The organism is Streptomyces sp. R28, assembly GCF_041052385.1.
Lineage (GTDB): Bacteria > Actinomycetota > Actinomycetes > Streptomycetales > Streptomycetaceae > Streptomyces.
On sequence record NZ_CP163439.1, the window covers coordinates 183673 to 197613 of the forward strand.

1 protein-coding gene is annotated in these 13941 nt (G+C 73.9%); it reads right to left on the reverse strand.

Going from position 1 to position 13941, the window contains the following annotated elements; all coding sequences use genetic code 11:
• Nucleotides 1-10 precede the first annotated feature (10 nt).
• Nucleotides 11-13933 carry an SDR family NAD(P)-dependent oxidoreductase gene (locus tag AB5J49_RS00830; protein WP_369166503.1) on the reverse strand — a complete coding sequence of 4641 codons (13923 nt, stop codon included), beginning with the start codon at nucleotides 13931-13933 and terminating at the stop codon, nucleotides 11-13.
• Between the last annotated feature and the right edge of the window lie 8 nt (nucleotides 13934-13941).

The window sequence follows — 13941 nt, forward strand, 5'->3', positions numbered from 1 at the left end:
CCCGGCGCCGTCATGGCCGCCGCCACGAACGGAACGTCCGCAGCTGCTCCGGTGTGACCACGGCCTCCAGCCGTTCGTGTTCCTGATCGCCGCCGCCCAGTGCCGAGAGCAGGCGACGGGCGGGGGCGTTGCGAGGCGTGCGTTGCGCGGTCAGGCGGACCTTCGCGCAGTCCAGTTCCTCGGCGCGGTCGGCGAGCCATTGCAGGAGGCGTTCCTCGACGCCTCGGCCGAGTGCGCGGCAGCTCATCAGCCAGGCGAGGACGTCGAGTTGGTCGCCCTCGCGGCGCAGGGCGAGGAGGCCGATCTGGCCGTAGTCACCGAAGCGGTCGCGGGCCGCCGCCGTCCAGACCTCGCCGTCTTCGCGCCACCGGGCGACATCGCCGCCGTCGGTGGAGCGGGCGCGGAGGGTGAACTGGTTGGTACGGCGGACGAGCTGCTCGGCCCGCGGCACATCGGCATCCGACAAGGACCGGATGTCGACCTCCAGTTCCAGCCGGTCCAGGAACTCCTCGAAACCGGCCTGTTCGCGTACGGCGTCCCGCTCCCGTTCCTCCTCGTAGAACCGCGCTCGCAGCGAATCCTCGGCCGTCGCAGCGACTGGGACCAGCGGCCACAACCGGCCCAGGAACTCGGGCAGTTCGGCCGTCGGCGGGCAGGTGACCGACAGCACCTGCGGCAGCGCGGCGCGCATCTTGGCGATCTCGGCGGGGTTGTCGTCGAGGAACAGGAAGCTGTCCGGGCCGAGGTTGAGCGTGCGAGCCGCCTCGGCGAGGCGAGCGGGTTTCGGGTCCCAGGCGGCGGAGAGCACGCTGAAGTGCTCGGCCTTCAGGGGGCTGTCCGGGCGGTCCAGTACGGCGCGGACGGTGTCCTCGTCGTTGTTGCTGACCAGCACCAGCAGCGCGCCGGCCGCCCGCCACTGCAGGAGCCTGCGGGCGAGCAGTGCTCGCGGGCCGCTCAGGTCCACGGCCTCGGGGCCGGTCTCCCCGGCCACCCCGCCCCACAGCGTCTCGTCGCCATCGACGGCGATCACCTTCGGCGCGGGACGCCGTACCGCTCGCACGGCCTCGGCGAGGCAGAGGGCCACGGCTGCCTGGAAGTGCGGGGTGAAGGGGAGGTGGGCCAGGCGTTCGGTCCGCTCGTCGAAGCGTTCGCCGATCGGGTGGTGGCGGGTCCAGTCGTCAGGGCCGAGCACGGCGATGCCGGGCACGTCGGCCAGTTCGGCGGCGATCTCCCGTTCCCACCGGCTGAAGCGGTCCTCGCCCTGTACGGCGGGCAGGAAGCCGACGATCAGCGGCTTGCGGGTGCGCTCGGCGACCGCGCGCAGTGCGGCCGGGTAGGCGGTGCGCAGTTCGGCGAGCAGTGCGTCGTCGACCGGGCCGAAGCGTTGCAGGTCCGTCGCCCGCAGCAGGGCGACGCCCAACGTCGTGGCCGGGTCGGCGAACACGCCGGACGGGTCGCGCAGGCTCGCCAGTACGTGGTGGTACGGGGCCTCGGCGACGGTCGTCGCGCTGTCGGCCGGGACGGACGCGTTGATCGCCGTCTCGCACATCAGGGGCAGGTTGCCGAGGGCGAAAGTGGCGGCGAGGGCGAGCGTGGGGGGTGGTGGCGCGGTGGTGGGCCCCGCTTCCGGGATCTCGATTGGCGTCAGCGTCGCATCCACCGGCCCTGTCCCCTTCGTATCCACCGGTCCCGTCCGCGTCGTATCCACCGGCCCTGTCCGCGTCGGACGGACCGGCCCCGTCGGGTCCTCGGCCGTCTCCGCGAACAGGGCCAGCAGTTCCTCGCCCAGTTCGGTGGCCGTCGCCGCGTCCAGGATGTCGAGGTTGTGGTCGAGGCGGATCCGGCCGGCGTCCGGCGTCATGGAGATCATCAGGTCGAGGTCGGAGTAGCCCGTCCCGGCCGGCAGCACCTCCAGGCCGGTCAGCCCGCGTGCGGCGCGTACGTAGTTGAAGTACACCTCCACCAGCGGCGCGTTGGCCCGGTACAGGCCTTGTCGGGCGAGCACCGGCAGGACGTCGGAGAACATCGCGCCCTTGGCCAGCAGCCGCTCCAGTCGCCCGTCGGTGCGGCGCAGCACCTCCTCCATCCGCTCCCCCGCGTTCGCCTCGGCGGGGAAAGGAACCGGCACGCCGAAGAAGCCCACCGCGTCGTAGGCGTCGGCGTGGACGCGGGTGTCCACGGGTACGGCGAGGACGAAGCGTTCACGCTCGCGCTTCCTGGCCAGCAGGACGGTCAGGGCGCCGAGGCAGAAGGCGGCAGGGGTCACGGCCAGGCGGCTCGCGGCGGTCGAGATCCGGTCCATGAGCCCGTCGGGGATCGGCACGGTGACGCTGCCGGCGCGGTACGAGCGGGACTGCGGGCGTGGTCGGCTCAGGGTCAGGTCGAGGCGTGCGCTGTCGTGGAACGCCTCGCGCCAATCGCCCGCCTCGGCCGACCCCGTGGCCCGCTCGCCGGTCTGCTGGGCGTCGATCAGCAGGTCGATGTCCCGGTTGGTGACGGTGTCGCCGAGCGTGTCGCCGGACAGCTCGGCGTCGATCTCGCCCGCCACCAGCAACAGCGACTGCAGATCGCTGACGGCGTGGTGGGCGCCGTACACGAGGATCTGGCCGCGTTCGCCGCCGTCCAGCAGTTCGAAACGCCACAGGGGCGCGGCAGCCAGGTCGAACGGTGGCTCCAGGAGCTCGCGCAGCCGGTCGGCGGCATCGAGGGCGATGTCCTCCGCCACGACCGTCCACCGCAACAGCGGTTCCGGCAGTTCGCGGTCCACCCTCAGCTGCCGCCCGCCTTCGTCGGCGGTGACGACGGCGGTGCGCAGGGCCGCGTGCCGTGCGGTGAGGCGGGTGAGGATGCCGGTGAGGGTCTCGCGGGTGGTCGGCGTGGTGAGCCGTACCGCCAGGCCGACGGCGTGGGCCGCGCCCGGCATGTCGGGCTGGGCGCTGCGCAGGAGCCGTACGACGTCGCGGGTCGCGGGGTGCAGTGCGGTCTCGGGTACCTCCGGCGCGCGCGCCGGCTGCTCCCTGGTCGTTGTCTCCCGTTCCGGAAGCGCCGTTCCCAGGGCCTGGGCGAGGCCTCGGATGTCGGCGGCCGAGAAGACGGTGGCGACGGGGAGTTCGACGCCGAGTTCGCGGGCGAAGGCGTTGCGCAGCCGCACGAGCATGAGGGAGTCGAGGCCGAGTTCCTTCAGGGCCGTGGTCGCGGAGACCTGGACCGCGCCGCCGGAGACCTCACCGACCCGGGCGCGTACGTACGCCTCCAGCCGTACGGCCCGCTCGGTGCCGGTGGTCGCCGCGAACACCTTCTTGACGAGGTCGTCCGTGCCCGGGGTGCCCGTGGGGGCGGTGATCAGGTCGGCCAGGATCGGACGGGTGCGGGCCGCGTCGGGGTCGAGGGCCAGCATCTCCCAGTCCAGGGCCAGGGGGGCGAGCTGGCGGCGGGCCGTGGCAAGGACGCGGTCGAAGAGTTCGCCGCCGTCCTGCGCGGAGAAGGCGACCAGGCCCGAGCGGGCCGTCTCGGCCTCGCGGGCGCCGGACGCGGACACCATGCCCACGCCCGACCAGGCGCCCCAGTCGAGGCTCAGCGCCCGACGGTCCGTACGGGAGAGGTGGTGGGCCCACGCGTCGAGGAACGCGTTCGCCGCCGAGTACGGGCTCTGCCCGGCCGAGCCGAGCAGGCCGGCCGCCGAGGCGAACAGGACGAAGTCCTTGGCGTCCGGGGTCAGTTCGGTGAGCAGGGTGGTGCCGAGGACCTTGGGGGCGAGGACGCGCAGGACCCGCTCGTCGGTCAGGTTGGCGATCGTGGCGTCGTCGAGGACGCCGGCCGCGTGGACGACGCCGGTGATCGGGCCGAGTTCGTGCCGTACGGCGTCCAGGGCTGCGGTGAGGCCGTCGCGGTCGGCGACGTCCGCGCGCGCCAGGTGCACGGTCACATCGCGCGCCTCGAGATCCCGGATCCAGCCCGCCGAGTCCGCGGAGGGTGTGCTCCGGCTCATCAGAGCCAGTCGGCGGGCGCCGCGACGGACCAGCCGCTCGGCGACGACACGTCCGAGGCCGCCCAGACCGCCGGTGATCAGGTACACGCCGTCCGGGGTGATGACGCCGTGACCGCCGTCGTCCGGGCGGGTGCGGGTCAGGCGGGGGACGAGTCGTCCGGCCCCGCGCAGCGCGACGAGCCGTTCGTCGTCGGCGTGCCGCAGCTGGGTCCACAGCGCGTCGGCGCCGTCCGTGGGCGGGAGGTCGACGAGGGTGGTCCTCAGTTCCGGGTGTTCCTGCGCCACTGCGAGGCCGAAGCCCCAGGCGAGCGCTTGCTGAGGGGCCGTCACCTGCGTGCTGTCACCGGTGTCACCTGTGTCACCGGCTGCCTGGCTGCCCCGTGCGACGACGAAGAGACGGGGCGCCGGGCCCGGCGCCCGGCCGGCGAGCGTGCGCACCAGGTGGAGGGTGCTCAGGCAGCACAGCCGTGCCGCCTCCTCGGCCGTATGCGCGTCCTCGATCGCGGGCGCGTCGAGTGCCGACAACTGAACCACCCGCGCGGGCGGTTCGCTCGCGAAGGCCTCGTCGAAGAGACGGGCCAAGTGCTGCGGGTCGGCCGGGTCGAGGACGTAGCGGCCGGGGCTCTCGGCGGCGAACTCCTCGCCCCTACGGGCGATCACACACGGCGCCGAGCCGCCCAGCCGCTCGACGAGTCCAGCGGCCACGCCCGACTCGTCGGCCAGGATCAGCCAACTGCCCTGCGCGGGCGTCTCGTTCGCGCTCGGGCGGGGTTGCCAGCCAGTCTCGAACAGTGCTCCTTCCAGGGGCGAGAGCGCGGCGAGCTCGAACTCCTCGGCCTCCAGGAGCAGTTGGTCCTTCTCGTCGTACAGCCGAAGGTCCAGTGTCGCGGTGTCGCCGGACACGGATCGCAGCTCGCACGCGACCCACACAGGAGTGGTGCGCAGTCCGGTGTGGCGGAGCCGTCCGACCCCGACGGGGACGAACGCCCGCCCCTGGGGCGCGTCGGCGGGCAGTGCCGCCGCATGGAAGGCGGCGTCCAGGACCGCCGGGTGGAGGAGATGACCGGCGGCGGGCTTGTCGGACAGCCGGGCGAGGGCGGTGGAGCGGGTGCGGTGGCCCGACTCCAGGCCTCGGAAGGCGGGGCCGTAGTCGATGCCCAGGGCGGCGAGGGCGGCGTAGACGGACGGAAGGTCGACCTGCTCGGTGCAGCGCCCACGCAGTGTGGCGAGCGGCTCGCTCGGCTCGACGGTGGGTTCGGCGGGGGTGGCGGCGATACGTCCGCCGACGTGCCGTTCCCAGCGTGCGCGCTGTCCGCCGCCGGTGGACGCCGAGGCGATGGTGAAGTCCCGGAAGCCGTCGACGGCGGGGCGCAGGACCAGTTGGAGTCGTGTCGGCCGGGAGTCGTCGAGGCGCAGTGGCTGCACGAACCTGACGTCGGCGAGGCGTACGTCGCCACCGTCCTGCACCGCCGACGCGGCCTCCAGGGCCATGTCGAGGAAGGCGGCGCCGGGCAGCCACACCTCGCCGGTGACCTTGTGGTCGGTCAGATAGGCGAAGCGGCTGTCGCGCAGGTCCACCTCGCTCTGGAAGATATGCCGGTCGGTTTCGTCGCTGGCCTCGACATGGGTGCCAAGAAGCGGAGACGCGCCGGTCGCGGTGGCCGGGGCAGGTGCGAGCCAGTGGCGTTCGCGGGCGAAGGCGTAGGTCGGCAGGTCGACGCGGCGGCCCGCCGGGAACAGCGCCGGCCAGTCGGGCGTGTGTCCGGCCGTGTACAACTCCCCCAGCCCGCGCAGCAGTACGTCCCGCCCGCCCTGCTGCCGGCGCAGCGAGCCGGTGCTCACCGCGTCGATCCCGGCCTCCGCCGCCACCTCCTCGATGGACGAGCCGAGCGAGGGGTGCGGGCTCAGCTCGACGAAGTAGCGGTAGCCGTCGTCCAGCATGCGGCGGATAGTGTCCGCGAAGCGGACCGGCTCACCGAGGTTGGCGTACCAGTAGGCGGGGTCCAGGCGGTCTCCGGGCACGGGTTCCGCCAGCACCGTCGAGTAGAGCGGGGTCCGGGTGAGCGCGCCCCGGACACTGGACAGACGGTCGAGCAGCCCGCCGCGGACCGGCGCCATGAGCGGGGTGTGGGAGGCGAACGGCGTCGACAGGGACCGGGCCTTGATCCCCTGCCCGTCGAGGCTCCGCCGCAGCTCGGCCAGTGCGTCGCTGTCGCCGGAGACGGCCGTGGAGTAGGGGCTGTTGACGGCGGCGACGAACAGCCGGTCGGCGTAGGGCGCGAGCAGTTCCTCGACGCGCGGGCGCGGCAGGTCCAGGGACAGCATGCCGCCCTTGCCCGCGACCGGGACGACCGCCTGGGCGCGCCCCGTCACCACGGTCACGGCGTCGTCCAAGGTCAGAGCGCCCGCGCTGTACGCGGCGGCGATCTCGCCCAGGCTGTGGCCGGTCACGGCGTCCGGGGTGACGCCGAGCGAGCGCCAGGCGGTGGTCAGGGCCGCGTTCACCGCGAACAGGGTCGGCTGCAGATATTCGGTCCGTTCCAGCGGGGAGAACTCCTCCGGTGCCCGCAGCGCGTTGAGCACCGACCAGCCGGCGTGCCGCTCGACCGCCTCGTCGATCCGGGTCAGCTCGTCACGGAACGCCTCCGACTGGGTCATCAGGTCCAGGCCCATGCCGGGCCACTGGCCACCGTGTCCGGCGTAGACGAAGGCGACCTTGTCCGACTGCTCCTCCCGGAGCGGAGGCAACGGCACCCGCCCGGCCGCCAACTCAGCGAGTACGGACCGCAGTTCCTCCCCCTCCTCGGCGAGAACCGCCACGCGCCGCTCGAAGTGGCTGCGGTGGCGGGCCAAGGTGTGGGCGATGTCCGGCAGCGCGGCATCGGCGCGCTCAGCGTCGTCGTCCCCGGAGAGGTGGCGGGCCAGCGCCGCGGCCTGTCCGCGCAGACCCGCCTCGCTCCGCCCCGACAGGACGAACAGGCGCTTGCCCGGCGGGAGTTCGGCCGTCGACGGTTCGGGCTCGGAGTCCAGCTGCGGGGCTTCCTCGACAATGACGTGCGCGTTCGTTCCGCTGATCCCGAAGGCGCTGACGCCCGCACGCCGTACCCGCTCCGCCGACGCGGGCCAGGGCGCCGGCTCCCGCAGCAGGTGCAGCCCGCTGTCCGCCCAGTCGACGTGACGGCTGGGCGTGTCGGCGTGCAGGGTGCGCGGGAGGGCTTCGTTGTGCAGTGACTGCACGACCTTGATCAGGCCGACCACGCCCGAAGCCGCCTGTGCGTGCCCGATGTTGGACTTCAACGAGCCCAGGTGGAGGGGGCGGCCTTCGGGACGTGAGGCGCCGAAGACCTCCGCGAGGGCGTTCGCCTCGATCGGGTCGCCCAGGCTCGTGCCCGTGCCGTGTGCCTCGACGTGGTCGATGTCGGCGGGCCGGAGTCCGGACCGCTCCAGCGCGCGCCGGATCACCTGCTCCTGCGCGGGGCCGTTCGGCGCGGACAGGCCCTGGCTGCGGCCGTCCTGGTTGACGGCGGTGCCGCGCAGCACGGCCAGGACCCGGTCGCCGTCACGCCGGGCGTCGCTCAGTCGTTTCAGTACGACCATGCCGGCGCCCTCGGCCCAGATGGCGCCGTCGGCGGCGTCGGAGAAGGAGCGGCAGCGGCCCGTCGGCGACAGCCCGCGCAGCCGGCTGAACTCGACGAAGGTCTGCGGCGTGACCATCAGGGTGACGCCGCCGGCGAGCGCCAGATCGCACTCGCCCGCGCGCAGCGCCTGCGCCGCCAGATGCACGGCCACCAGCGACGACGAGCACGCGGTGTCCACCGTCAGCGCGGGACCGTTCAGCCCGAGCGTGTACGCGAGTCGGCCCGAGGCGACGCTCAGCGCGGAGCCCGTACCGACGTATCCGTCCAGTTGGTCGAGCCGGGTGCCGGACAGGTAGTCGCTGCCGAACATCCCGACGTACACGCCGGTGGTGCTGCCGGCCAGTTCGCCGGGCACGATTCCGGCGCCCTCCAGCGACTCCCAGGCCGTCTCCAGCAGCAGTCGCTGCTGCGGGTCCATGGCCGCCGCCTCCTTCGGGGTGATGCCGAAGAAGCCCGCGTCGAAGGAGACGATGTCGTCGAGGAAGCCGCCCTCGCGGGCGTAGGACTTGCCGAGCGCGTCCGGGTCGGGGTCGTACAGCGACTCGACGTCCCACCGCCCCGCCGGGAACGGTCCGACGGCGTCCCGGCCCTCCGCGACCAGCCGCCACAGTCCCTCGGGGTCCCGCACTCCGCCGGGCAGCCGGCAGGCCATGGCGACGAGGGCCACCGGCTCGTCCGACGAAGCTGAGGACGTGGGCGCGGGCACGGGCGCGGGCACGGCCTGGTGGCGCGTGCGGCCTGTTGTCGCCAGGGCGCCGGCCAGCAGGTACTCGGCGAGCCGGGTGGGCGTGGGGTGGTCGAAGAGGAGGGTGGCGGGGAGTTTGCTGCCGATGCGGGTGCTGATGCGGTTGCGCAGGTCGACCGCCGTCACCGAGTCCATGCCGAGGTCGCGCAGCGGCTGGTCGGGGCGGACGGACTCCGCCGAGCGCAGGCCGAGCGTGTGGGCGGCCTCCTCGCGGACGAGGGCGAGGACGCGTGCGGAACGTTCGGGCTCCGGCAGCCGCGCCAGGCGGTCCGCCAGGGTGTGGGTGCCGGCCCGGCCGGGGCGGGGCGCGGGGAGCAGGGAGCGCCACACGGCGCCTGCCGGTGCGGCGGCTCGCAGCCGGGGCAGGTCCAGCGCCCAGGCGACGAGGTGAGCGGCGTCGTGCCGCAGGGACAGCTCGGTCAGCTCGCGGCCCTGCTCGGGGGTGAGGGCGCGGTGGCCGAGGCGGGCCATCCGCTGGAGGTCTGCGTGCTCGGCGGCGAGCCCTTCCCCCGCCCAGGCGCCGAAGGAGACGGACACGCCCGGCAGCCCCAAGGCGCGTCGGTGGTGGGCGAGTTGGTCGAGGAAGACGTTCGCGGCCGCGTAGTTGGCCTGGCCGGCGTTGCCGATGACCCCCGCGGCCGAGGAGACCAGGAGGAAGAGGTCGAGCGGGTGGTCGGCGGTGAGCCGGTGCAGATGGGCGGCGCCGTCGACCTTGGGGCGCAGCACCTGCGCGAGGCGTTCGGGGGTGAGCTCGGCTACCACACCGTCGGCGAGGACTCCGGCACAGTGGGCGATGCCGCGCAGGGGCGAGTCGTCGCCGATACGGGCCAGTACGCCCGCCACCGCCGCCGCGTCCGCGATGTCGCACGCGGCGACCTCGACCTCGGCGCCCAGTGCGGTCAGCTCGGCGGTGACTTCGGCCGCGCGGGGGTCCTCGGAGCCCTGACGGGACGTCAACAGCAGGCGCGGGGCACCGTTCTGGGCGAGCAGTCGGGCGATGTGGCGGCCTACCGCGCCGAGACCACCGGTGATCAGCACGGTGCCGTCGGCGGGGATCAGGGCGCGACTGCCGGATGGCGCGGGACGGGCCCGGATCAGCCGAGGGGCGAGAAACTCGGCTTCCCTCAGGGCGAGTTCAGGCTCATCGCAGTGCGCAACGGCGGAGAGCGACGACCGTACGTCACCGTCGTGGTCGAGGTCGAGCAGGGTCAGGCCGAGGCCGGGATGTTCGCTCCGGGCGCCGCGGGCCAGGCCCCACAACACTGACTGGGCGAGCCCGAGAACCGTGTCCCCCTCGGCCGCTGCGACCGCTCCGCGGGTCACCCAGATGGTGCGGGTGGGTGCCTGATCCGGCGGAAGGGCGATCAGCGCCTGCAGTTCGGCCAGGGCCGTGGCCGCCAACTCGTGGGCTGCGACGGCCGGTTCGGTGTCGGTCGACGGGCGAGGCCAGCATCGCAGGACGATGTCGGCGCCCTCGTCGGTGACCTGGACGCCAGCCGCGCTCAGGCCGCGCTGGGCCGCCGCGACCGCGGGGTCCGACGGGTCGCCGTGCACGGCCCAGACGGAGCCAGGAGGCCCGGCCGGCTTCTCCGGTACGGCAGTCCACGCCACCTCGTACAGGTGCCGGCCGTTGCGCGAGCCGCTGTTCAAGTCGGCGGCGTTCGCGGAGCGCAGGCGTACGCCCTCAAGGCGGCCCGCCGGGAAGCCGTCGGCGTCCCACAGGCTGACGTCCAGGGTGAGGTCCGCGCCGGAGTCACCGGGGCCGCCGGAGCTTCCGGAGCCGCCGGTCCGGCGTACGGACGCGGTCAGGTCCGTCGCCCCGCCGGGCGGCAGGACACAGCGGGCCACGGCGACCGGCAGCAGGACCCGCCGGTCGCTGGTCTCGAGGGCGGCGGCCACTTGGAGGGCGGCGTCCAAGAGCGCCGGGTGCACCGGGTAGGGGTCGGCCCCGTCTCGGGCCACAGGCGGCAGGGAGAGGCGGGCCAGCACGGTTCCGTCGCCGGTCGCGGCGGCCTGTCGTACGCCCTGGAAGGCAGGGCCGTAGCCGAGACCGAGTCCGCTCAGGCGCTCGTAGGTGTCCTCGCCCCAGGCCGGTTCGGCCGTCTCGGGCCACGTCGGAGGCTCATCGACCGGCAGGGCGTTCGACTCGGCGGCGGAGGCGGTCGCGTGCAGGGTCCAGTCCGTGGGTTCCTGGCCACGCGGGCGGCTGTGGACCGTGATCTCGGGGACGGTCCCGGCGGTCACCACCTCCACGGACACCTCGACCGTGCCGCTGCCGGGCAGGGTGAGGGGTGCCAGGAGGAGCAGATCGGTGACGTCGGCCGGGGTGTCCGGGCGGGCCACGGCGAGCGCGGCCCGGCAGAGTTCGATCAAGGTGGTGCCCGAGACCACGGTCCGGCCGAAAACGGTGTGGTCGGGCAGCCAGTCGGCGGTGGCGGGAGACCACTCGTTGCGGAAGGTCCAGCGGGTCTCGTCCGCCGACTGGAGCTGGATGCCGAGCAACGGGTGGGCGGCGCGGTCGAACAGGCCGGGGGCGATGGCGGAGGCGGCGGGCTCGATCCAGTGGCGCTGTGCGTCCCAGGCGTACGTCGGCAGGTCCGCGGGAGCCGTGTGCGGGACCAGGCGGCGCCAGTCGATCTTCCGTCCGTGGACGTGGAGTTCGGCCGCGGCGCGGTCCAGGCAGGCGGGGCCGTCCTCGTCGCGGCGGAGGGAGCCGATCGCGACCAGGTCCTCGTCGATGGTGTGCAGGGCGGTGAGCAGGGAGGGGTGCGGGCCGAGTTCCACGAAGCAGCGGTAGCCGTCGGCGGCCATGCGCTCGACGGTGGGCGCGAAGCGGACGGGTTCGCGCAGGTTCGTGTACCAGTAGTCGGCTTCGAGTTCCTCGGTGACCGGCTCGGCCGTGACCGTGGAGTACCAGGCTACGGACGTGGGGCAGGTGGTGACGCCGTCGAGCTCGTCGAGGATCGTGGTGCGGACCGGCTCGACCTGGGCGCTGTGGGAGGCGTAGTCGACGTCGAGGCGACGGGCGAAGACCTGCTGCCGGTCGAGTTCGGCGAGCAGGTCTTCCACCGCGTCCACGGCACCGGCGATCACGGTCGAGCGGCCGCTGTTCACGGCGGCGACACCGATCTGGTCGCCGTGACGGGCCAGGTGGGCCTCGACCTCGGTGTGCGGCAGGGCGACGACCGCCATCGTGCCGGTGCCGGACAGCTCGGTCAGGGCCTGGCTGCGCAGGGCGACCACCGCCGCCGCGTCGTTGAGGCTGAGCGCCCCTGCGACGCAGGCCGCGGCGACCTCGCCCTGGCTGTGTCCGACGACCGCGTCCGGCCGTATGCCGCGAGCGCGCCACACGGCGGCGAGCGACACCATCACCGCGAAGAGCGCCGGCTGGACGACGTCGACGCGGTCCAGGGCCGGAGCGCCCGGGTCGCCGCGCAGGACTGATGTCACCGACCAGTCGGTGAACGGGCGCAGAGCGGCGTCGCAGCGGTCGAGTTCGTCGGCGAACACCGGGTCACGGTCGAGGAGATCGCGCGCCATGCCGGCCCACTGGGACCCTTGCCCGGGGAAGACGAACGCCAGCTTGCCTGCGGGTGCGCACTGTTGGGGGCCGATCATCAGGTCGGCATCGACATCGGCATCGGTGTCGACGTCGGGTCGGGCGGCGGCGCGGGCGGCGGGCTGGGGCTCGGTCAGTGCGCGCAGGGCGGTGAGCAGTTCGGCCCGGTCGCTCGCCCGGGCGACGGCTCGGTGCTCGAAGTGGGTGCGGTGGTGGGCCAGGGTCGCCGCCACGGCGGCAAGCGGCAACTCGGGCTGCCGGTCGAGGGTTTCGAGCAGGCGGCCGGCCTGCGCACGGAGTGCGGGCAGGGTGCGGGCGGAGAGCGGGAAGAGGGTCGTGCCGGGGAGGTCACGGGGCGGCTGCGGCTGCTCCTCGGGTGCTTCCTCCAGCACCACATGGGCGTTCGTGCCGCTGATCCCGAACGCGCTCACCCCGGCACGCCGCACCCGCTCGGGATCCCGCGGCCAGGCCTGGGGCGCGGTGAGGACGCGCAGACCGCTGTGCGCCCAGTCGATGTACTCGGTCGGGGTCTCGGCGTGCAGGGACGCCGGCATCCGTTCGTGGCGGAGGGCCAGTACGGTCTTGATGACGCCGGCGATGCCCGCGGCGGCCTGGGTGTGGCCGAGGTTGGATTTCAGGGAGCCGACGCCGAGGGGGCGGTCGGCGGGACGGTCGGGGCCGAAGACGGCGGCCAGGGCGCGGCCCTCGATGGGGTCGCCCAGGCGGGTGCCGGTGCCGTGCGCCTCGATGTGGTCCAGGTCGTGCGGCTGGAGCCCGGCGTCGGCGAGGGCGGCGTGCAACACCCGTTCCTGGGCGGGGCCGTTGGGGGCGCTGAGGCCCTGGCTACGGCCGTCCTGGTTGATCGCCGAGCCCTTGACGACCGCGAGGATCCGGTCGCCGTCGCGGCGTGCGTCCGCCAGCCGCTTCAGCAGCACCACACCGCAGCCCTCGGCCCACACCACGCCGTCGGCGTCCGCCGAGAACGGACTGCACCGCCCGGACGGCGACAGACCACGCAGCCTGCTGAACTCGACGTGCCCGCGCGGGGTCACCAGCAGCGTCGCGCCGCCCGCCAGGGCGAGGTCGCACTCGCCGGCCGCCAGCGCCCGCGCCGCCACGTGCAGGGCGACCAGGGAGGACGAGCAGGCGGTGTCGACGGTGACCGCCGGGCCCTGGAGTCCGAGGGTGTAGGCGATACGGCCGGACGCCACGCCGGCCGACGAGCCGGTGCCGACATGCCCGTCGAGCTGGTCCAGGGCGGCCGAGGCCAGGTACCCGCTGTCGTACAGGCCGATGTAGACGCCCGTGGAGCTGCCGTTCAGGGTGTCCGGGACGATCCCGGCCCGTTCGATCGCCTCCCAGCCGGTCTGCAGGAGCAACCGTTGCTGGGGGTCCATGGCCGCCGCCTCGCGCGGCGAGATCCCGAAGAAGCTCGCGTCGAAGCGGTCGATGCCGCGGAGGTAGCCGCCGCGCAGGGAGTAGGCCTTGCCGGTGGCCTCCGGGTCGGGGTCGTGCAGCCCTTGCGTGTCCCAACGGCCCGTCGGCACCTCGGTGACGGCGTCCTCGCCGGCCGCCAGCAGCCGCCACAGCGCCTCGGGGTCGTCGGCGCCACCCGGGAAACGGCAGGCCATGGAGATGATCGCGATGTCGTCGTCGACTCGTGCGGGCCTGCCGTGCGCAGCCGGAACCGCCACCGGGGTACGAGCGGACGCGGCATCGAGGACTGACTCGGCGAACACCGCGTCGGCGAGCGCCGCGATGGTCGGGTGGTTGAAGACCAGAGACGGGTCCAGGGTTCGGCCGGTGAGCGCGGACAGCTCGGCGGCCAGCGTCACCAACTGCCGTGATCCCAGTCCGAGTTCGGCGATCGGACGGTCCGGGGCGACGGCCGTCGAGTCGAGCCCGGCCGCCTCGGCGACCGCCGACTCCAGCCAGGCCCGCACACCCTGCGGTGTCGTGAGGGACGGCTCGGGGGACTGCTTCGGGGACTCGTGCGCAGGCATGTAGACAG